Origin of the sequence: Marinilabilia salmonicolor JCM 21150, assembly GCF_000259075.1 — a bacterium.
In the GTDB taxonomy this organism is placed as follows: domain Bacteria; phylum Bacteroidota; class Bacteroidia; order Bacteroidales; family Marinilabiliaceae; genus Marinilabilia; species Marinilabilia salmonicolor.
In genome coordinates this window covers 19,626-42,240 of the sequence record NZ_AJKI01000056.1, presented here as the reverse complement: position 1 = coordinate 42,240, position 22,615 = coordinate 19,626, and the positions used below count along the sequence as shown (strand labels likewise).

General features: G+C 42.4%; 15 protein-coding genes and 2 tRNA genes. 5 read left to right on the top strand and 12 right to left on the bottom strand.

Translation table 11 applies throughout. The features are described 5' to 3' along the window. Nucleotides 1-4: 4 nt before the first annotated feature. Nucleotides 5-493 (bottom strand): cytidine deaminase, encoded by a 489-nt coding sequence (locus W7W_RS0119800; protein ID WP_010665369.1) that lies wholly within the window; start codon nt 491-493, stop codon nt 5-7. 481 nt (nt 494-974) lie between these two features. Here W7W_RS0119800 and W7W_RS0119795 point away from each other — a divergent pair, with 481 nt between their 5' ends. Both W7W_RS0119795 and W7W_RS0119790 read left to right on the top strand, forming a co-directional pair. Beyond that, nucleotides 975-1,907, top strand: a complete 933-nt coding sequence (locus W7W_RS0119795; RefSeq protein WP_025007133.1) for a glucosaminidase domain-containing protein — start codon at nt 975-977, stop codon at nt 1,905-1,907. Between the two features lie 95 nt (nt 1,908-2,002). Then, on the top strand, nt 2,003-2,416 hold the full coding sequence (locus W7W_RS0119790; protein ID WP_010665367.1) for a PAS domain S-box protein: 414 nt from the start codon (nt 2,003-2,005) through the stop codon (nt 2,414-2,416). 39 nt (nt 2,417-2,455) lie between these two features. Here W7W_RS0119790 and fmt read toward each other — a convergent pair whose 3' ends face one another. The 10 genes from fmt to W7W_RS0119730 all read right to left on the bottom strand — a co-directional run bounded on the left by fmt (nt 2,456) and on the right by W7W_RS0119730 (nt 16,060). Then, nucleotides 2,456-3,403: a methionyl-tRNA formyltransferase gene (fmt, locus tag W7W_RS0119785; RefSeq protein ID WP_010665366.1), complete on the bottom strand. Its 948-nt coding sequence runs from the start codon at nt 3,401-3,403 to the stop codon at nt 2,456-2,458. Nucleotides 3,404-3,634: 231 nt separating this feature from the next. Continuing rightward, nucleotides 3,635-4,897 (bottom strand): bifunctional 3,4-dihydroxy-2-butanone-4-phosphate synthase/GTP cyclohydrolase II, encoded by a 1,263-nt coding sequence (locus W7W_RS0119780; protein WP_010665365.1) that lies wholly within the window; start codon nt 4,895-4,897, stop codon nt 3,635-3,637. Nucleotides 4,898-5,022: 125 nt separating this feature from the next. Continuing rightward, complete coding sequence (locus tag W7W_RS0119775) at nt 5,023-6,510, bottom strand: LptF/LptG family permease (RefSeq protein WP_010665364.1); 1,488 nt, start codon at nt 6,508-6,510, stop codon at nt 5,023-5,025. Between the two features lie 628 nt (nt 6,511-7,138). Continuing rightward, nucleotides 7,139-7,528 (bottom strand): START-like domain-containing protein, encoded by a 390-nt coding sequence (locus tag W7W_RS0119765; RefSeq protein ID WP_010665363.1) that lies wholly within the window; start codon nt 7,526-7,528, stop codon nt 7,139-7,141. Between the two features lie 78 nt (nt 7,529-7,606). After that, complete coding sequence (locus W7W_RS0119760; protein ID WP_010665362.1) at nt 7,607-9,373, bottom strand: ABC transporter ATP-binding protein; 1,767 nt, start codon at nt 9,371-9,373, stop codon at nt 7,607-7,609. A gap of 42 nt (nt 9,374-9,415) precedes the next feature. Next, the gene (locus tag W7W_RS0119755) at nt 9,416-11,155 is read right to left on the bottom strand and encodes an ABC transporter ATP-binding protein (RefSeq protein ID WP_010665361.1); all 1,740 of its coding nucleotides are present in this window, start codon (nt 11,153-11,155) and stop codon (nt 9,416-9,418) included. 36 nt (nt 11,156-11,191) lie between these two features. Next, nucleotides 11,192-12,553, bottom strand: a complete 1,362-nt coding sequence (locus tag W7W_RS0119750) for a glutamate--cysteine ligase (protein WP_010665360.1) — start codon at nt 12,551-12,553, stop codon at nt 11,192-11,194. Nucleotides 12,554-12,766: 213 nt separating this feature from the next. Beyond that, complete coding sequence (locus W7W_RS0119745; protein ID WP_010665359.1) at nt 12,767-13,777, bottom strand: glutamate--cysteine ligase; 1,011 nt, start codon at nt 13,775-13,777, stop codon at nt 12,767-12,769. Nucleotides 13,778-14,455: 678 nt separating this feature from the next. Then, nucleotides 14,456-15,196 (bottom strand): LytR/AlgR family response regulator transcription factor, encoded by a 741-nt coding sequence (locus W7W_RS0119735; protein WP_010665358.1) that lies wholly within the window; start codon nt 15,194-15,196, stop codon nt 14,456-14,458. An 18-nt stretch (nt 15,197-15,214) separates the two neighbouring features. Beyond that, nucleotides 15,215-16,060 (bottom strand): LytTR family transcriptional regulator DNA-binding domain-containing protein, encoded by an 846-nt coding sequence (locus tag W7W_RS0119730; protein WP_010665357.1) that lies wholly within the window; start codon nt 16,058-16,060, stop codon nt 15,215-15,217. Nucleotides 16,061-16,437: 377 nt separating this feature from the next. Here W7W_RS0119730 and W7W_RS0119715 point away from each other — a divergent pair, with 377 nt between their 5' ends. The 3 genes from W7W_RS0119715 (at nt 16,438) to W7W_RS0119700 (ending at nt 18,053) form a co-directional block, all read left to right on the top strand. Next, complete coding sequence (locus W7W_RS0119715; protein ID WP_010665356.1) at nt 16,438-17,592, top strand: DUF6051 family protein; 1,155 nt, start codon at nt 16,438-16,440, stop codon at nt 17,590-17,592. A gap of 234 nt (nt 17,593-17,826) precedes the next feature. Further along, nucleotides 17,827-17,899: transfer RNA gene (locus W7W_RS0119705), tRNA-Gly, on the top strand. A gap of 82 nt (nt 17,900-17,981) precedes the next feature. Further along, a tRNA-Thr gene (locus W7W_RS0119700) sits at nt 17,982-18,053 on the top strand. Between the two features lie 33 nt (nt 18,054-18,086). On the opposite strand, the gene W7W_RS0119695 is transcribed toward W7W_RS0119700, so the two are convergent. After that, nucleotides 18,087-22,520, bottom strand: coding sequence for a M6 family metalloprotease domain-containing protein (locus W7W_RS0119695; RefSeq protein ID WP_010665355.1), 4,434 nt, complete (start codon nt 22,518-22,520; stop codon nt 18,087-18,089). Between the last annotated feature and the right edge of the window lie 95 nt (nt 22,521-22,615).

Here is a 22,615-nt window from a genome sequence, read left to right as displayed (position 1 = left end):
CGGATTAAAGAAAGTCCGACTGAAAATTAAACGGTAACAGCCAGCTTGCCTTTTCAATTCTGATGATTTTTTTCTTTCCTGCCATCAGAACAACGAATGGTTGTTTGAATCGTTTCTCCCATTCCACAAAAACCTGGCGGCAGCTGCCACACGGAGGGACAGGCTCGTCAAGTGGTTGTTTGTTGCGCAATGCTGTTACTGCGATGGCTTTAACGGCCGTGTCAGGATATTGCGAAGATGCATAAAACAATGCGACTCTTTCGGCACATAGTCCTGATGGATACGCAGCATTTTCCTGGTTACTTCCTGTGACAATTATGCCGTTTTCAAGAAGTACTGCCGCACCAACACTGAAATTTGAATATACTGCGTAAGCATCTTTGGCTATTTCTTCTGCCTTCTCTACAAGTTCTTTTTCCCGGATGTTAAGTGCGGAGGATGATTCAAACTCTTCGAATGGGAAATTAAAGCTTTGAGGTGTTTTTAAAGACATAAAGTTTTTTCTTAAAAGTAGTAGTTTTTGCCCAACACACCAAGAGATGTTTTTCATAATAATTTGTGCCCGGCAATGGGATTGAATATGAAAGGGGAAAAGCAATGCTATGCCGGACACCAATGTAAAAGAATTAAGAGTTCCCCTCTCCCTCTCTTAAAAATGGTTCATTATAATAATGCGTCCCCCAAAAGTTTATCACGATGGTTCAGGAGACAAAACTGATTTAAGGCATTTCTTGTCTTTTTTATTCATGAAACTACTTCAAGAAGTGTGGATGACACCTTAAAAACATATTTTGTATGGATGAAACGAGCATGGAAGGGATGCTATAAACAGCAATGTATAAAATCTTTACATGCGAGTGCTGTCGGGCCAATAACTTAGACTAATTTTATACTGATGAATGTTTTTATATATTTGTTGCTATTATTTTTTTGGAAACAATAGTCCTTTCAAGGGTTTACGAAATTTATTGATCATGTCGTTAAGAGTATTTTTGAGTTGCTTATTATTCTTATTCTTTTTTTCTGGTTTGTCCGGACAATCTTCTTCCCGTCTCTCACCTCAGGACTATATCGAGAAATATAATGAATGGGCTGTAATGAATATGACACGAACCGGCGTTCCGGCTAGTATTACCCTGGCACAGGGGATGCTCGAATCGGGCAATGGCAACAGCCGGCTTGCTGTGGAAGCCAATAACCATTTTGGGATTAAGTGCCATGAGTGGACCGGCGAGAAAGTTTATCACCACGATGACAGAAGAAATGAATGTTTCAGGAAATACAACTCTGTTTATGATTCTTATGCTGATCATGCAAAATTTCTGACCGGGCGCTCACGGTATGCATCTCTTTTTGAATTAGACGCAACCGATTATAAAGGTTGGTCCAAAGGCTTGAAGAAAGCAGGTTATGCCACTGATCCCAATTATGCCAAGCGACTTATTGATCTTATTGAAAAATATCAGTTGTATTTGTTTGATGAGGAGGGTGGCAGTCAGACAACCTGGAGAAGAACTGCTGAAAGAGGAACTTCGGCAGGAACTCATGAGATTGACCCCTTTTCCAGGCATGAGGTACACTTCAACAACGGGGTGAAGTACGTGAACGTTAAACCTTCCGATACGTTTTCCGGAATTGCCGAAGAGTTTGGGCTCAGAGACTGGGAGTTGCCACGATATAATGATTTGGGTGCCGAACGCGGAAAGGTGACTGATTATAAGTATCTCTACATTCAGCCTAAAAGAAAGAATGGGCATCCCAATCATAAATCACATCTGGTACGTGAAAATGAAACCATGTTTGAGATTTCTCAAATTTATGGAGTCAAAATGAAAAGTCTCTATAAAATTAATGGAATGCCCGAGGGGAAAGAACCACGACCGGGGGACAGGATTAAATTGCGATAGCTTTTGTAGAGCAAATATTGTGATTTATTGAACAAATCTACTCCCAAATGGTTATCTAAATATATAAATAGATAACCTTTAAATGAAATTAGAATATGGGACGAATCAACATTCACCGAACCAAAGAGATTAAAGCAGAGATTGCCGAGAATCCGCAGAATGCACGAGAAATTATTGACTCAGAGGACGTTCTTGGGATTTGCGTAACGGATGATAAGGGCTATTATACGCATGTGAACCCACGGTACAATGAGATTTACGGTTATGAACCGGGAGAACTCCAGGGAAAACACTTTACTTCGGTTGTCCCCACTGAAATGCATGAGAAGTTACAAACGGCTCATGATATGTTTATCAAAAATGAGTATGAGATTGTCAGATACTGGGATGTGGTAAATAAACGTGGGGAGACTATTAAAATTCAGGCTGCAGCGGCTTTTTTCAACAATATTTTTAATAATCAGGGCAAGGGCCATAAAGTAACTTTTGTTTACCATGATGAAGAATAAAGAAAATTGGGGTAGAGAAATTTCTCTGCCCCAATTCTTTTATTCAAATCTTGCTCCGGCTTCCAATTTATGACCTCTGAGAAAATCTTCAGTTTTCATTCGTTTTTTTCCTGCTACCTGGAGTTCATGGATTTTTAAAGCTCCATTGGTCGTTCCTGCCAGAATGAGTTTCTTGTTATCGCTGTATATTTCTCCGGCTTTTAATCCGTCGGAGTCGTTTTCTTCTGTTTCAAAAATTTTAACTGATGTTATAGTGCCATCAGGCAATATCATGTCTGTCCATGCTGCCGGGTAAGGGCTGAGTCCTCTTATCAGATTATGAATCTTTTCACTTTCGGTATTCCAGTCAATGCGACAATCTTCTTTGAATATTTTTGGTGCCGGTTTTAATTCTTTTTGTGGCTGGGGGACCGGTTTTATATTGTCCGAAGCTACAGCTTCCACTGTTTTAACAACCAGTCGGGCGCCAACCTCCATTAACTTATCGTGAACTGTTCCGGCATTGTCATTTTTTGAAATGGAAACTTCTTCCTGAAAAATAATGTCCCCTGTATCTATTTCATGCTTTAGAAAGAAAGTGGTCACTCCGGTTTTCTTTTCTCCATTGATCACTGCCCAGTTGATTGGTGCAGCTCCCCTGTATGCAGGCAGGAGGGAAGCATGAAGGTTAAAAGTGCCTTTGGGGGGCATATTCCAGACGACCTCAGGCAACATTCTGAAGGCAACGACAACCTGCAGGTCGGCTTGCAATGACTTCAACTCTTCCAGAAATCCTGGATCTTTAAGTTTTTCTGGTTGCAGAACAGTTAATCCGTTTTCTACAGCAAAATCTTTTACCGGTGAAGGTTTTAATTTCCTTCCTCTGCCTGCTGGTTTGTCGGGTGCTGTGATGACACCTGCAATATTGGCTCCGGCATTCAGCAATGCTTTAAGACTCTCCGTTGCAAAGTCCGGAGTTCCCATGAATACGATTCTTAAATTCTGCATAGGTTCTGTGTTTTGAACAAAAGTACGAAAAATATCGCGGCTCTTCCCGGGCTTAAAAAGTGGGATAAAAAAATGCCGGCTAAAGCCGGCATTGTATAATATTTTGAGGGATGATCTTGTGTAAGTAATCAGCCATTCATTGAGCCTCTTCTCATTCTCCGGATTAGAATTTCCTAAGAATCTTTCTTTCAATTTACTATTCGCTACTGACTATCAATTGATTGCTATAAATTACTTCTTCTTTTTAAAATTAGCCGGATGATCCATGTATTTGAAAAATTTGAGGTTATGTCCCATTCGCTCTTTCTTTGTATGCATATAGAACTCGTTGTAGGGGTTGGGTTCCACTTCAATGGGTATGTTTTCTACAATGGTCAGTCCGTACCCTTCCAGTCCTATGCGTTTGATGGGATTGTTGGTCATCAGACGCATTTTTTTTACTCCAAGTTCCCTGAGTATTTGTGCTCCAACGCCATAATCGCGTTCGTCGGCTTCAAATCCAAGGTCGGTATTGGCATCCACCGTATCGCGTCCCTCTTCCTGAAGTTTGTAGGCTTTTATTTTATTCATCAGTCCAATGCCCCGGCCCTCCTGATTCATATATACAATAACTCCTTTACCTTCTTTTTCTATGGTTTCCATAGCTTTTTGGAGTTGTTCACCACATTCACACCTCAAGGATCCGAAGATGTCACCGGTGGCGCACGAAGAGTGAACTCTCACCAAAATGGGCTCATCTTCATCCCAGGTGCCTTTAATCAGGGCCATGTGCTCCAATCCGTTGGACTTTTGTTTGAAGGGGATGAATTGGAAGTCTCCGTGAGCTGTGGGTAAATGAACTTCCACTCCTTTTACTATCAGACTTTCTTTTTGAAGGCGATAAGTTATCAGATCTTTTATGGTGATGATTTTCAGATCAAATTTTTTGGCAATTTCCATTAATTGTGGAAGCCGTGCCATGGAACCGTCATCATTCATTATTTCTACCAGCACTCCTGAAGGGGAGAGTTCTGCTAATCTTGCCAGATCAACAGCCGCTTCGGTATGTCCTGACCGTCGAAGCACTCCTTTTTCCTTTGCTTTGAGCGGAAAAATATGCCCCGGTCTGCCCAAATCTTCCGGTTTGGTGGCAGGATCGCTCAGTGCTTTTATTGTTTTTGCTCTGTCGGTAGCAGAGATGCCTGTAGTGCATCCGTTTCCCAATAAATCAACAGAAACTGTAAACGGGGTGGCGTGAAGTGAAGTATTCTTTCCTACCATTAACTCCAGTTCCAGTTCATCACAACGCTCTTCCAGCAAGGGTGCACAGATAAGGCCACGACCATGCTTGGCCATGAAGTTTACCTTTTCGGGTGTTATTAGTTCGGCAGAGGTTATGAAATCTCCTTCGTTTTCGCGGTCCTCATCATCCACCACAATAACCAGTTCCCCTTTGCGGAATGCTTCTATGGCTTCATCGATTGTATTTAGTTGAATTTCGGAAGTGTTGCCCATGGCTTTGAATAATTGTCATTTAAAGATTACAAAATTACACAAATAATTATCAGCCACAATGCCGGATGTCATTTAACCCAGATAATGAAGTGTAAAAAAAGCTAAGAGATATTTTTATTCCGGAACTAATCCCATTTCTTTTTTCGTTTAAACCTGGCCAGGAATTTCTGAAAGAAAATTACGTAGGCATCAGAATTCATAATGGCTGAATCGGTGGCTGATTTATAGGTCAAAAATACGCCCAGTGGCAGCAGTATGGCCGATGAAAGCCACATTCCCTGATATACCAGCCACACTCCTTCGCGGGCCAGTTTGGCTCCCATGGTATCGATAATGTAATAAGCGACAAAGAAAAGAACAGATATTACCACCGGCATTCCGAGCCCTCCTTTACGAATGATGGCTCCCAGCGGGGCTCCGATAAAGAAAAATATCAAACAGGCAAAAGGCAGGGTGAACTTTCGGTGCATCTCCATTTTGTGTCTGCGTAAGTTGGTGTCCTGGCGTTCGATAAATTTCATGCGTTCATCAATCGTGCTTTTGGTATTTCTGGCCTGACGCAATGCCATATCATATACCATTTGTTGCCGGCTGTTGCTAAGTTCTTGAAAGACACTGTCAATATTTATTGCTGCTGTGGAGTCTATTTCCGAAAAATCCCGATTATTGCCCGGATTGGTGGATGTTTTACGTGTTTTATGCCTGACTTTGGAGAAGTAGAAGGAGCGGGAACGTGATTCCAGATTATTTACAAACTTATCTTTTTCTCCGTTTATGGAATCCAGATCGTGGTTGATCTGGTCCAGTGTTTTCATGCGGTCACTGTGCTTGAAGAGGTTCTCGTCTGTCTTGGAGAAGTCGAAACCTTTCAATGGAATAATGGCGGTCTGGGTTTCAAAATCGTCGGTCCGGAACAGATGGTCCTGTTTCTTGCGACTGTTTTTTTCGAGTCCTACTTTTTCATCGTATCGTACTCCATTGTAAAGAATCAGTTTCAGAAATTTTTTGTCGTCCGACATGAGGAGTTTTCCGGAGTCGGCAAGTGTAACATTGCTGTTACGGGCGTAACGATCCCGATGGTCGTAGATCATAACATCGTAAAGCATATTTTTCGAAGGGTCTTTTTTCTTCACTTTAATGCTGAAGTCATCAACTCCCTGATAGAATACATTTTCTTTGATGTCCAGCTCCAGGCGGGTCTCTTTGATTCCGTGAAGAATAGATACCAGTTTCAGGTTGGCAACCGGTAAAACATTGTTGGAGAATTTATATGCTCCAAACGATGTCAGGAAAGTAAGGATAATCAGTGGGAGCATAATCCTGGGTAAGGAGATGCCTGCTGATTTGAGAGCTGTCAGCTCATAATTCTCTCCAAGGTTTCCAAAAGTCATCAACGATGCCAATAGGATGGCCAACGGAAGCGCCATGGGTACCACCTGAAGAGAAGCATAAAACAATAGCTCCGACAATACATGCCATTCCAGTCCTTTTCCCACCAAATCATCTACGTACCGCCATAGAAACTGCATGACCAGTATAAACATGGAAATAAAAAAAGTCATCAGCAACGGGCCGAGATAACTTTTGAGAATAAACAGGTGGACTTTCTTCATCTGTGTTTACTTGTGTACTTTTTGAATACTTGTAACGGGTTGGGATAAATAATTTTTAGCCCTCCCCAAATGTAAAAGCAAAAAAAAAGCATTCAAAATATGTACCACATTTTGAATGCAAAGTTAATGAAACAAGTAGTATTTTTCAGCCTGCTTTGTAGATAATTTGAATACAAGTCTTCTATTCTCAGAGATTCTTCCAAATCGTTGAAGAACAGGTTGGGTTTATCAAACACAATCAGGAAAACTACTTAGAGTCTGTCCATAAAGTACCATTTGCTTCGTTATGCTTGCCGCCAAAATACTTATTTACCCAAGTAAACTCCGTTTTTGGCGGCTTCGCAAGGCTTGCAACTGGCACTTTCTGACCAGACACATGACTAAAAACAAACATTGCTTAGTTTATGGAAAGGCACTACTTAGAAGCGGTCCATAAACTAAGCGTTTTTCGCGTGTTTGAAATAGAAAGTTCAAATTCAAGGCGTGTGAGAAGTCTAAACTGCAGAATGCTAATGTGTTTGAGGATTTAGATTTTGAGCAACAATGCTGTATAGACAAATACTACTTAATAACAGAGGTAAAAGTCGTAATGCTCCTCTTTTATGTTGTTGTTCGATAAGTTGTTAAGTCAGGATGAACCCAGTCCGTGTTTCAAAACATCTACTTGTTGATCCCAAAGCTCAATGGTGTCTTCTTTATCTTCGGGCTCCACATTGTCGGTGATAATCAGCGCCACATCTCCGGTAAGTTCATCCACATTGATGTCGAATTCAAACCAGATGTCTTCCATCCCTTCATCCAACCACTGATACCTGACCATTTTGTTTTCTTTGCGCAGGGTTTGTTCGGCTTGTTGTTCACTTCCTTCCCATATAAATGTAAAAATTTTTCCTTTTACATTTACATTGTCGGCAAACCACTCTGAAAGGCCACTGGGGGTGGCCAGCCGGTTGAAAAGAATTGCCGGCGAGGTGTTGAGAATGTACTCAAGCTCAATTTTTTCTAAATTGTCTGCCATCGTAAATATAATTTTGGTTTTCTGGTTACAATATAGTGGAATTATCCATAAAAAAAAATTGGAGTGGGTCTATTCCGCTTAAGATGCATCTGATTTCTTCTCCTCCCATGTTTTTACCAGTCCGGCATATTTACCTCCCTGACTGACAAGTTCATCGTGGTTGCCGCGTTCAATGATTTGGCCTTGTTCCAGAACCAGAATCTGATCACTGTGCTTGATGGTACTTAGCCGGTGTGCTACGGCAATGACCGTGCGTGAGGAGAAAATATTTTCTATGGCTTTCTGGATGTAGTTTTCTGTCAGAGAGTCAACCGCACTGGTAGCCTCATCCAGAATGATGAGTTCATTGTTTCCACTGATGGCACGGGCAAATGAGATGAGCTGGCCCTGCCCTTTGGAAAGGTTGTCGCCATTGTCCTGAATGACATACTCCATTTTTCCGGGTAACTGATTGATAAAGTGATCAGCATAAACAAAAGAGGCTGCTTTCCGGATGTCTTCTTCTGTCAGGTATTCACGGCCCAGAGCGATGTTGAACCGGATGGAGTCGTTGAACATAAAGATGTCCTGTTGCATCAGCGACATCATATTCCTGATTTCTGCCAGGGGAATATCTTTCAGCTCTTTACCGTTTATTTTGATGGACCCGCGGTACCCGGTATAAGTCTTGGTTAGCAGTCGGATAATGGTGGACTTACCTGATCCGGTAGTGCCAACCAGCGCAATTCGGTCGCCTTTCCGGAGGGTAAATGAGATGTTCTTTAGTACATCGGGAGCATCTTCAGTGTAGCGGAATGAAACATTCTCAAAACGTATTTCCTTTAGTTCAGAGGGTGCTTCTTTTCCTGTTTCCTTACCATCCTCTTCTGTTTCCTGTTCAAAAAGGTGACTGATGTGGTCTAACGCCGAAAGGGCCCTCTGAATAGTTGATATTTGCTGGGCAAACTGTCGTACAGGAATGAACAAACGCCCAAGAGTGGTAATGAAAACCACCAGGACTCCCATAGTGTAGCCGTAGTCCCACACCTGAATGGCGCCGTAAAACAACACCATTGCTGTGGCCACCGAGGTGATGCCTTCCACAATGGAGTACAATGCCGAATCGTAAACATTGGAGCGATTCTGGGCATTGCAATAAGTTTGGTTGAGGTTGTTGTATTTGTCCCAAGCTTCATTCTCCGCATTGTAAAGCTGAATGGTTTTCATTCCGTTCAGCGATTCCTGAAGATAAGCGGCTGATTTGGCCAGACTTGTGCGCGATTCATCGAAGGCTGCTCTTATTTTTCTTCGCAGATATCGCATTACCAGAACAATTAATGGCACTACTATTAGTAAAACCAACGTTAAACGCCAGTTGAGGTAAAACAGGTAACCAATCAGGGCGGTTGTTTTAATGCTTTCTGATAAAAGTCCCAGAATTCCTGCTGCAAAGGATTCACTGATAGATTCCATATCGCTGGTAAGCCGGCTGAGGGTAACCCCGATGGGGTGTTTGTCGTAGTAACGCATGGGGAACCGGATGGCTTTGCCAAACAATTCACGTCGCATATCCACAATGGCCAGTCCGCCTGCTTTAGAAAAGGTGTAGCTGTACAAGCCGTCAAAAAGAAGGTTTAGCAACAAAACTCCGGCAAGCAGCATCGCAAAAGTCTTCAGTCCTGTGATGTCACCGGGAACGATATAGTCGTCGATAATGCGTTCTACCAACCATAAAAACAAAATACTTGCTGTCGTGGTGACAGGGATGGATGATAAGCTGACAATGAGCCATTTTTTATGTGGAACAAAATAACGTCCGAATTTTTTGATCAGGCTCCAGTCTTTATTTGATAATAATTTGGCCATAGTACAATTTTCTATTTTACTCAACCCTTATTCCTCGATCTCTCATTTCTGCAACTCCCAGGTTTCCCGGTAAAAATTCGATTTTTTGATCAGTTCTTTATGTGTTCCCATGGCTTCAATCCGGCCCTCTTCCAGCACAATGGTGAAGTCTGTTTTTTCCAGTACACTGGTCCGGTTCGATACCACCAGTAAACTTTCTGCAGGATGCTGTTCAAAAATCTGTTTTATTAAAAAACGTTCTGTATCGGTATCTACAGCGGAGAATACATCATCGAGGATAAGCAGTTTACTGGGAGTATAGAGGGAGCGGGCGAGGCTGATGCGCTGTTTTTGGCCTCCGGAAAGCATAATTCCTTTTTCTCCGACCAGGGTTTCTTCTTGTTTGGGAAAGCGGGCCAGTTCATCCGCAAAAGCACTCTTAAAAATTACATCCTCAAAGAGGTTGGTGTGGTTGGCTTTTTTTGCACCGAAAGTGATGTTGTTTCGGATGCTGTCTGAGAAAAGAAAGACTTCCTGTGTTACAGTTTTTGCCACAGTGCGGATGTCTTCGGCATGCAGATTCGCGGCATCCATCTCATCAAAAAAGAGCTGGCCCGGGCTTGGGCGGAGATAGCCGTTAATAAGATTGACAAGGGTGGTTTTGCCTGCTCCTACTTTTCCGGTTATGCCAACTACCTGTCCTGGTTTAATGCTAAACGAAATGTTTTTGAGTGTGGGATGCTCACCATTGTGATAAGTGTAAGTGAGGTTTTTGAAGGTGATGCTTTTTTGGAACAGGTTTTTTTGGTGTTCTGCAGGTAACGGTTTTTTGTTGTCATCGGTTCCTGTGCGGTCCATGATGGTCTGAAGACTGGAAATCCCTACAAATCCCTGCTGGAATACGGTAAGGACCCAGCCCAAACCCATGACAGGTTGTGTCAGGAGGGCTGAATAGGCGATGTATTCGGTGAGTTGACCAAGGGTGAATTTGCCTTCGATGACATACAAACCGCCCACGAACAGAACCACAATTTTAAGAATCTGTTCCAGGTTGCCCAGTAACGGAATAATGAAGGACCGAATCCATGTAATGCGCATGGTGTATTTGAACAACGACACATTCTCTTTTTCAACCTTATCTTCAGCCCATCGATGGATGTTGTAGCTTTTAATAACACTGTTGCCCGACAGGAAGGAGATGGTTTTGCCTGAAAGTTTTTGCAGGGCATCCATTCGCCTGTGGGTGTTTTTTACCATTATAACCATCCCCACGCGTACGATAATGAAAACCAGCACCATCGGGATCACACAATAGAGGGTGAGGGCAGGTGACAAATTCCACATTTTATAGGGGGTCAGCGATAAGGAGAAAATGATATTACCGGTTTGTAAAAGTCCAAACCCTGTTATCATCCGGACTCCGTTGATATCATTGTTGATACGGGAAATGATGGAGCCGGTGCTATTTTGGTCGTAATAATCTTTGCCAAATGAAGAGAGTTTCCGAAACATTTTTCCTTTTAGTTGCTTCTCAATCAGCCTTCCGGGGACAAAGAACAGAATCCTGGAAAGGGTGCGGACCAATATCAAAACCAATGCCAGACCCAGAATAATCAATACATAGTGGTAGAAGCTATCCCTGCTGGCAGGCTCTCCATCTGAGATGATGTCAATGCTTTTTTGAATAAACTCAGGAATGGTTACCGACGTCCAGATGGTCAGTCCCAGGAAAATGAACCCTCCTGTGTACCACCATCTGAAACGGTGCATGTATTTAATCAGAAATAGTAATTTCGAGCGCATACAATGTTGCTTATTGATTTTTGGCAATGGTTCTGCTTACTTTCCTTGAGTCGGTTCTGCCTGTGGCCAGCATTGCATCAGCCGGCTTAGGTCACCATTCCATTCGGTCTTGTATTTTTGAAGATGTCTTTCGGCCTGAGTAACACCCGACTCTGCAATTTCCATGATGGGGACAAGGTATTGTCCTTCATCTTCTATTCCCAGCTTTTTTGACCGGCGTGAGAGTCCTGTTTCAGATATTCTAAGCATTTGAAGTGCAATATCTCTTATTTTCAGGTTTTTTGCTGATGCGTTTAGCCCTTGCTTGGGGACCCCGGATCTCATTTCCCGAAGCGTTTCAATATCCCATTGCCTTATGATTTCGTAGCTTTCATTGAGGGCATCCTCATCGTAAAGGAGTCCGACCCAAAAGGCAGAAAGTGCCGCAATGTGTGAAACACAGCTGGCATCGGCACCCCGCATCTCGATGAATCTTTTTAACCTGATATCCGGAAAGACCGTGGAGATATGTGTTTCCCAATCTTCCATGGTTGGCCTTAACTTGTGTTTTCCTGCCATAAAGGCGCGAAAAGTCATCTTTTCACTGTCGATGTACTGACCGTCTCTTAGAATAAAATACATAGGCACATCCAGCAGGTAGTCCACCCACCGTTCAAAACCAAAATCCTGATCAAAAATGAAAGGTAGAAAGCCACATCGATCCGGGTCGGTATCTTCCCATACCTGAGCACGGTAACTCAAATATCCGTTTGGGCGGCCTTCTGTAAACGGGGAATTGGCAAAAAGAGCGGTGGCGGTGCTCTGCAATGCCTGACCTACACGCATTTTTCGGATCATGTCCTGTTCATTTTGGTAATCGAGGTTGACCTGAATCGTGGCTGTTCGTGTCATCATATCAAGTCCCAATCCACCTTTGGAGGGCATGTACTCTTTCATAATCCGGTAACGCTCCTTAGGCATCCATTGCATTTCTTTTCTGGAGCATAAGGGGTCGAAGCCCAGGGCCAGCGTTACAGCACCTGTTTCCTGGCATATCTTGCTCAGATCCTCAAAGTGTTTGCGGGTTTCACAATAGGTTTGATGAATGTTGTGAAAATTTTTCCCTGATAATTCAAACTGCCCCCCGGGTTCAATAGTAATAGAAGCCCCGTCTTTTTCCAGTCCTATGATATTGTTGGCTTCCCGGATGGTTGTCCAGCCTTCTTTGGCCATCAGTTGCATCACCTGACTTATTCCCGGGGTTGTGTTGTGGCCCAGTCGTTGACGACTGTCTTTCCGATAAAGAAATTTCTCATGTTCGGTACCAATCCCCCATTGATCAGGACTCTTGCTTCCCTGTGCCAGATAGTCTGTGAGTTGGTGTTTATTCAAAATAATGGTATCGCTTATTGTTGTCATTCAATTATTGGTTTATTTAGTGTCTGTCCATAAAGTACCATTTGCGTCGTTACGCTTGCCGCCAAAATACTCATTTACCCAAGTAAACTCCGTTTTTTGCGGCTTGCGCCACCGCTAAAGCTTTAGGCGGCATGCGGTCGCAAGCCTTGCAATTGGCACTTTCTGACCAGACACATGACTTTTTGCAAATTTTCCCGACTTTATAGACGGGCACTATTTAGAGCTAAAAATGACATCCAATACATATTTTTCCACCTGGCGATTTTTTCCGATGTAAGGAAAGTCATGCATGGAGAGCATTGCCGGGGCATTGAGTTCCACCACAATGTAATTCTGTGGGGAAGGGGCTGCCTGTGGATTTTTTATGATTATGTCGATGCCTGCAATTTTGAGTCCTGCCGCCTGGGCTGCTTCAATGGCCACTTCTTTGTATAAATCCGGCAAGTCGTCGGTGACATCAATGCTGTCTCCTCCTGTACTCAGGTTCGAGTTATTTCTCAGAAATATTTTTTGACCATTTCCCGGAACTGACTGCAAAGATAAATGTTGTTTTTCAAGGTGGCGCAAAACCTCTTCATCGGTTTTTATTTTTAGAAGCGGGTGGGTGTAGTCATCTCCACGGTTTTGGTTTTTTGTTTTAATCAGACTGTCAATGGTATCTTTTCCGTTTCCTGTGATGTTGGCCGGTTCCCTGAATGCAATAGCACGTACCTGCTCATCGATGACCAGAAATCTGTATTCCTGACCAGGGTGATACTCTTCAATAATTACTTTTTTTGAGTATTTGAACGCATTTTTTACTGCTTTCTGAATTTCTTTAATGTTACCAAGGTTGGTGCTTACAGCAATGCCGTGGTCGGTATCCATAGGTTTTACCACCAACGGAAACTTAAGATCGTTTATATTTTTTAACGCAGCTTCCGATTGGAGAAGGAATCCTTTGGCATGACTGATCCCCTTCCTTTGCAGAAATTGTTTGGTCATCCATTTGTCATTGGAAATCCAATAGGCAATGAGGCTGTTGGCATCCGAAATGGTGCCTTCGTGAATGATGTATTCTTTGTTGTTATGCTTGACTGCGATGAGGTTGTTTTGGGCATCCAGAATCTCAAAAGGGAGGTTGCGGGCAATTATTTCTTTCAGAATAATTTGTGTTGTGGCCTCAAAATGCTCATATCCTTTCAGTGGCTGAAAATTGTATCCTGTTTTGTGAATGTCTGCCATACATTTGCTATTGATGAATTGAACTGCAAAGGTAAGGATTGAGAAAGAGAAAATGTTCGCTTTTTTGTGTACTCTGCTTTTTTGGTAACCAGAGTGGGGGAAATAGGCAGATTTGCAGGGGAGAAATGGAATGAGTTTATAAACGAATCATCACAATGATGCGCATCTGAAAAAAGAGGTTCTGGGCAACTAAGCCTGATTTATGAAAAAATATGGTAAGAATCTTTACATGAATCTGAAAAGAAAAACCGGGCTGCTTTTGTTAGTGCTAAGATGTTTATACCCCATTACATACATAGAAGAAAGAAACAAAAGACTACCCGGTTTTTTTTAGGGTTGGGCTTGCGGTGCTGCAAATCCATTTATAGTTTTTATCAGTCATCAAGCCTGATAATGCTTATTGCCATTGGAACAGATTCAATTGTATGCTGAATAACTGTTTATTAGAAAATCCGGACAACACTTGCTGCTTTCCCTTTAAGACCATGTCCCCCATAATCCCCATTGGGATTCTGAAAGAAAAGAAATGAGCAGGTTGTCCGGATTCAAGGGCTGGGTTCTTGCATTACAGGAGTCAAAGATGACAGATTATTTTGAGTAAAAAAAGCCAAAAATCAGTGGTTTTCTGAATGGCGTGGTTCTTTTTCTGAATGGCAGGTTTGGCACAACGAATGAATTTTACCCAAAGTATTCTTCCAATACTTTCATCCCCGATTTGGAGATGCTTAATCCCACCTCTGAAGCACCGTTGTACATGATGCATTTTTTCTGGGTGCGGTTGACTTCTCTCAAAAAGGTAGTATTAATCACATGCGAACGGGAAATTCTGACAAAGTCTTCTGAATTGATGGTAGCCAGAATTTTTCCTATGTTCTGAGCTACGTAATGGTCGCTCTCTTTTTCCATTACAATTTTGGTATAAACATGATCGGCTTCTAAAAAAACAATATCCTTTGGGTTTACCAGTAAAAATCCGGATTGTGTATTGAATCGGATGAGTTGATGCTCTTTTTGAGCGCTGATGTTTTCCGTTAATGGTTGCTCATTGCTCCGTGAAGCAAACGTTTTTTCAATTTTTTCTATGCATTTTTGTAAACGATCAGGGCTTACGGGCTTTAGAATGTAATCAATAATGTTGTATTCAAACGCTTTAAGGGCATATTGGTCATAGGCGGATACAAAAACAATCTGGGTAGTACAACGGTTTTTGTATAATTCTTTGGCGATATCCACTCCCGATCTTGTGCCCAGGTGAATGTCCAGAAAAAGAATGTCCGGTCTTAATATGGCCAGTTCATCGACCAGATTTTCAGGGGAAGAAAATTTCCCGATGACTTCAAAATTAAAAAAATCATTTACCATTTTGCTTAAAACGGCTAATGCACCGGGTTCATCATCAACAATTACAACTTTGTACATTTGTTTTCAGGTTTCAGGTTATTTGTGTTTTTGGTCAAAGAAATCTTTTACCATGGTTTGGTATCCTCTTGAGACCGGTATCTTTTCACTGTTGGGACTCTCAATTAATAGCTTCATTGCAGTGCCCTCTTTCTTCACCATGCTCACCCTTTTGGTGTTAACAATGTAGGATCGATGACATCTGAGCAGGGTTGAATTTTCAAATTTCTTTTCAATATTCTTCAGCGTATTCCGGATTAGAACCGATTTAGGTTGATTGTTGTGAAGATATTTTATGGAAACATAATTGTCGGAAGACTCCAGATAAAGTAAATCTTCAAGTTTTAATGAGATTCGAAGGATTCCCTTGTCATCATGAAATGAGATGAAATTGGAGGAGTGCCTGACCTGGTTTAAAAGGTTGTTAAGGCTCATGCTCTTTTCTTTCCAGGCAAAAAACAACAATGATATTACATAAGGAATCAATAGTATAAGAGCTGTATTTTGAAGCGCCAGGTAAAAAAGAAAACCGAAACTTCGCGGATCATGCATGGTGAATTTTTCCAGGAAAGCATACATGGCAGCCATCAGAAGTATTTCTCCTGCAATCATCAGAATGTAATAACGAATGGTAACGGGATTTTTCTTTTTTATCAGGAACATCAGGAATATCCTGCTCAGCAAAACCACAAGCATTCCCGCTATTACCAGTAGTCCTGAATAAAAAATAAACTCAGCAGAACTGATGTTGTACCATTCTCCTGACCCAAATGGTCGGTATATGTTGATGAAAATGTATGCAAAAAGAGTTGCAAACAATACCTGCAATATGGTATTCTTTCTGGTGACAAAATAATCGGGTATTCGCTTTGGCCTCCTTTGCATCCGTTTAATATTTATTGTTTTACATGAAAACGGGAGGGCTAAATTAATGATATTTGTCAGACTTTATGCAATTGATTACATGAACCGCATTTTTGGATCCTCAAAAGCATCCATGTTTTTGATCTGTTCAGAATATTTTTTCAGCCCTTTTTGGTGATTCAAAAATAGTGATCTTTTTTCTACCAACCTTTTTTTATGGCAAGGATTTGTTTTTTAATTCTGTGTGTTTTCATTTATCCCATTTGTCTCGCATTCGCCCCACCGACATTGTCAATTATCCCAAACTGCTGTTGGTGGCTACATTGAAGGAGAAGATATTTTTTTTTAATGTTTATTTGTAGTCAGAAAATGATTGTGGAAAAACAACCTTTTTAATTATGGAATTGCTTTTTGAATTGCAGGAAACACTATTGAATAAGTTTGATCTCAGGCACGCTTTTGGGAGGTTGGATCATAGGGTGGTGTTTCATACTTTTCCTTTCGAATCGCAATATGAAGGTTCTTCTGCTGATGAGTCCTCCAGTGTCAATTTGGAGGGTAATTTCTTGTCTGGTAATAGTTGCAATCGTTACTTTAGATATGCTGTTTTTGAACCGGTTCATAAAAAGAAGGATGCCCATGCCATTGTGCTTTTGCACGGACTGAACGAGCGGAAATGGGGGAAGTATCTTGTCTGGGCTTACAAACTTGCAGATTGGACCGGAGCCCCGGTGATTTTGTTTCCTTTGGCAAATCACATGAATCGTTCTCCCGAAGCATGGGCCTATCCACGAAAGATGAGTGAGTTTGTTCGCCAACGCAAAACCTTTTTTGGGCCTATTCAAAACAGTTCATTTGCCAATGTTGCTTTAAGCAGCAGGCTTGACAAAACTCCGGAGGTTTTTATCTCATCAGGGTTGCAAAGCATTCAGGATCTTGTGAAACTTACCGGAGTGATTTCTGCCGGGAATCATCCGTTGTTTTCGGAAGGAACCGAAGTTGATTTTTTTTCTTATTCCATAGGTGCCCTGGTTACTGAAATTTTGTTGATGTCTAATCCTGATAATCTTTTCTCTTCCAGTAAGGCATTTCTTTTTTGCGGTGGTTCGACCTTTGATCAAATGGACGGACGCTCCAAGAATATTCTGGACAATAAAGCTTACGAATCATTGTCTGAATTTGTGAGGAGTTTTGAGATCCGAAAGTCCTCCGGTAAATTATTTGATGTACTCAAGCCCTTTGGGAACTCTGTTTTGGAGGTTTTCCGGTCTATGGTCTCTTTTAATTATCTGCGCTCGGAGCGCGAATGGAGGCTGAAATCACTTGCACACAGGATTAAAGCACTTGGGCTTTCTCTGGATAAGGTAATTCCCGGACAAGCCATATTTAATACTTTCTGTGGGGGACAATGCAGTAATGTTTCTGTGGCCGATTTTGATTTTAAGTATTCGCATGAAATGCCTTTTCCAATTAATGATTTTTCTATCAAAGAGAAAGTGGAAAATGCTTTTAACTCAGTTTTTGAAGATGCTTCCTTTTTTTTGAAGCGTTAACAATTCGCAGGGTTGGGATGAGAGGTAAGCTGTGGATATCCAATATTTTAAAAAAGAATTTTATTTCTGCTCTCCATAAATGAAAAACCGTTGCAAAAACGTTTGCAATGGTTTTTTTCTTTTTTGAGTAAATTTTAATGGTAAATCCATTTTGCGGAAAACATTTTTTTTATACTTTTGCACCGCCTGACAGGGAAAGCCCGACAGAAGGTTGTTAAAAATATGAATTAAAATGCGAAAATAGCTCAGTTGGTAGAGCACGACCTTGCCAAGGTCGGGGTCGCGGGTTCGAGTCCCGTTTTTCGCTCAGAAAATGGGACGAGAAGTCTATCCCGATTGATCGGGAAGTTCCGTTTTTCGATCAAAAAGAGTAATTGATAATTGATGTTGCCGATGTAGCTCAGTGGTAGAGCGCTTCCTTGGTAAGGAAGAGGTCACGGGTTCAACTCCCGTCATTGGCTCAAAAAAAGCCCCGCAAAACTGCGGGGCTTTTTTTATTCTCTTTGTTTGATGATTTTCAAACGTTGAACGTTTCCTGTTTCGGATCGGAGTATCATCATGTAAATGCCCGATTTATAGGTTGAGAAGTCCCACTCTGCCGGTTCACCTCCACGAATTTGTTTTTGATCAACCTGTTTTCCCGTCAAATCGAAAAGAGCTACATTAAAAACAGTGTTCGGAAGATGCTGAATAGTGGCCTTTGATTTTACCGGATTGGGGAAAACGGTAATCTTTTCTGCAGACCTCTGTTGAATACTTGAACTGGCTACCGCCATTGTCACGTTAATTGTACTGTTGGATGTAGTGTTCACTGTATCTTGATAATCATTAAATTCCAGGGCTGAAATTATGTATTCCATACCTGTCCTTTGCGGGACTTTAGTAAAGAGTACTCTTCCGTTTTCGTCTGTTGTCTTTGATGTATTATTGAAATTTACGATAGCTCCGTCAATCGCCGCTCCGGCATCATCTTTTACTTCAAATGTGATTGTATATCCGGTTTCTGCCCAAATTACATTTGAAAACGCTGATTCCATGCCTGTATATGGATACAAAGCTTTTACTTTATATTCATAGTCTGAGAGGCCATCCACCATCTCGCTGAAGGAGGTATTGGCAAATCCGGTTCGATGTCCGATCTCAACATTGTCTCTGTAAACAGCATATTCAATATTACCTGAATAAAACACGGGACTGGTTTCTGTGTTTGATTTTTGTGTTCTGTTGGCCTTATGATCTTTGTGGCTGATCCCGCCATTTGCCTTCGGTGTTTTACTGATTTGGGCTGATGCAGGGAAGACAGGCGTTGGATCTGTATTCAATGCACCTTGTTCGGGCCCTACAAAAATGTCGTCAAGGAGTAATATGAATGTATCTGTTCCTTTGTTTTGAACAGCTATTTCAACGGATTGTCCGATGTAGGCAGCAAGGCTGTATTCAAAGCGGGTCCAGGAAACCGGTACCGAAAAGTCTGTTCCGGAAAGAGATGTCCAGGTGGATTCGCCGACAGGTCTGATTTTGATTTCAATAACCTCATTGCCCCATGTGTAGCCATCTGATGAGTTTGCCAGTGTTCTGGCAACAAGTGAGAAGAAATCTCCCTCCTTAACTTTAAACGGAGGAGATATCAGCCAGTCATCGCTTTGTACTTCTTGTGCGGCAAACGCGGCAAGTACTTTACTGCCCGACCATGCAGAGATGTTGTACTCCATCTGCAACAGGTTTTCATCATAGACATCTAGTACCATATATGCCATGGGGTTTTGTTCATTGGGCCAGGTAAGGGTGTAAATACCATAGGTAGGCGCCTGATCCCGATCTTCAAAAGTCCATCCGGTAATACTGTTAGAAAAATCCTGATAATTCTCAAAGTTTTCATTAATGACCGGTTCCCATTGCAAATTGACAGTTTTATAGTCAATCGTTGCTGTCAGGGATGCAGGGGCCAAGGGGTTGAAAGGCAACAACTCCAACGTGATGGTCTGTGACGAAGATGGAATAAACCGGGTTGCTTTTCCGTGGTAACCATTTGCGATTACATCCACGTGTGTGAATTTATTATCGTGTTTTACCTGTCGGGTGATTTTACCGGTTGCGTCCGTGAGAATGGTGTCTCCTTCAAATATTACTTTGGCATTGGGCAGTGCATTGGCTGCATCATCATTAACCTCAAAAGTAATGTCGTAAAAGACATCTTCCGTGGAAAGAATATGAGTTGCCGGATTGAGCTGATAACACAAATTATTTTCATTGTATTCATAAAACTGAAGATAATAATCTGTGGTGTGTTCCAGTCCTGAAAGGGAGACCTGATTTCCCGATCCGTTGTAAAGGACATAAGTGTTGTTTCCGATGTTGTCGCCGGCGCCGAACGCTGCACTTGGGTTGTAAATGGTTCCATTGGCTGGTAAGTCAACAATATCAGCGTCTTTGCGTGCAAGTATAAGCAGGGCATCTCCATTTCCGCTTGTCCAGGAGAGGTCGGCAGAAACTTTGGTGATATTGGATGTCTCGATGTTCGCAGGGGCAATGTCGGGTTTTGCCTGGCAACTTGTGCTGTTTATCACTTCCACCATGTCGATTCCAATTCCGTAACCGTAATTTGAGGTTCCTTCAAAGGCAATTTCACATGGTTCGGAATAGGGGAGTTCCAAGGCACGGGCTGTCCACTCTCCAATGTCATCGGTGTAGTGAACCAGTTCTTCCCAAATACCTGTACTCAATGGTCTGATAAGAACTCTAAGTTCGTCCTGATCCGGTGCCCATAGCGGCTGCAGGTGTCTGAACTTCAGGGTGTAAGTTTCTCCGGGCTCCAGATTAAAAACCGGAGATATGAGACGGGTTGTTTTGGGGATGGAAGTCCCCTGAAAAAAAGAAGCATAAACACTTCCGGAGTAGGCTGGTACCGTTACTTCTTTTACGGATAGTGTGGTTGAGCCCCAACTGTTGGTCCCGGAAATAAATTCCTGTCTCCAGTTCTGAAGTCCGGTTTCGAAATCGTCCTGCCAGGGAAATGTTGAAACAGGAGCAGACTTTGTGGAGGCACTGCTCCTCAGACTTTGCGAATAGGTACTGCCTTTGTCCGTCCAGATGGCATAATGGTAGGTGGTAGATGGATTCAGGTTATCATGGATAAATTCCTGAACCGAGTTGCCGTAATAAAGAACTGTTCCTCCTCCGTCAATGGCATCGCCGGAGTTGTATGCGGTGCCATCTACCGGTGTTCCAAAGGTGTCGGCTGTGTTCCATGCCAGTAAAACCGGTAACTCAGAATTGTCCTGTATGCCGGGAGTCCAGCTCAGGTAAATACTCTTTTCATCTGTCCCCTGTGCAGAAAATGTAAGTGGAGAGCCATCCTGGAAGGACATGAAATCAAAATGTATGGTTTCGCTGACTTGAGTAATTGCCGTGATGCTTCGGTTGAATCCTTCGCCGCTCCATGTGGTCATGGACGGATCGCTGGTATCTGTGAGTTCTGTAACATTGGCTGTTCCGGGAAAAGGACAGGAGACATCATTTATAATGTGATTTGCAGCAATGGGATAAAAGCCCTGATGCTCATCTATATTGATGGTGTTTGAGTATCTTCTGTCAGCAATCAGGTTGCCATCGGCATGATAAACCAGCATTCCTTCTGAATAGAGGTATGAATCAAAGCCTGTTTTCCGACGATTTTCAATGAGCAGGTATTCATTTTCTACCGGGCTGTTGATCCGCAACACCTCATTGGAGGAGATAACCGGTTCCAGGGAGATGGATTGGGGGGATTCGATAACGGTTACATTTACCCATCCCAAATCGGCTTTTGAAAAGGGATTGTGATGGGCAGGTGAGGAACCGTATGGGGAGCCGTTGTAGGTTCCGCCGGCCATTATATCCCAGCGACCGGTCCCGTCATATTGTCCGTCGGTGTCTTCGTTGATGTCGTAAAAATCAGGAAGTCCCAGGTTATGTCCGAATTCATGACACATCACCCCTATGGTATTCATTTGTCCGTCCGGAGATTTTAGTTCGGGCTGAACCGTGTATTGGTCCACTATGACACCGTTAAATGTCCGGTCTGTTGTTCCTATTCCTGCTGACGAAAAGGAGTAAGAGTGTGACCAGATATCATCTTCGTTGCCTGTTACTTCTTGTCCGGGTCCCTGATGCATGATGGCAATACCTTCAACAACACCGTCTCCGTCATTGTCAAACTGTGAAAAATCAACTCCCTGATTTGCTGCTGCCCTTATGGCATGTAGTGCAAATTCACTCCATTTGGTTTCCGGACCGTAATAGTCATGGTTCCCGGGCACAGTAACCCAGTCGGTTACTGTGGTGGTGATACTTAGAGCGCCCCCGCTGACTTCCTCGTAATAATCTTTAAAACTTCCGGTGCCATTGTATCCCGGCAGGTTCATGAAATCATCGAAAGAGGATTGCAGATAGGAGGGAGAAGTGTCAGAAAAGTTGACCAGTATCAATAATAGCTTGGGGCTTCCTGTGGTAGGGAAGTAGGTGGTCATTATAGAGCTTTTTAACGCTCCGGAGTATTTGGAGGATTTCTTTTCCAGATATTTTTCCCGGGAAATACCTAAGTTTTTGGGGGTGGATGAGAGAAAGTTGATTTCTGATGTTGTTCTCTTATCCGGATTGGAGGCTTTAACTCCGGAGGCTGTAATTTCACCCGATTTTAATTGTGTTGCATACTCAAAGATTCCTTCTTTATTTCTGACAATATGAAATCCGTCTGCGGTGGTTGTCCAATTATACCACTCATCGCCATGCTGTCGGATGGTAAGCACCGAACCATCGGGTTGCGTTATTTCCTGCGGATAAGGGAATGCCCCGACAGCCAGGGCACCAGATGAAATAAAGAATAATTGAAGAATTATCAGTATTGGTGTTAAAAAGAAAGTTTTTTTCCCGGTAAAAATCGCCCCCATGTTCTTTTGATTCTTAGCTGTTTAAAAAATCATTCCCACTATTTGTTGAAGAACAGATATTTTGTGGAACCTTATAAAAAGCATCAAATATATAC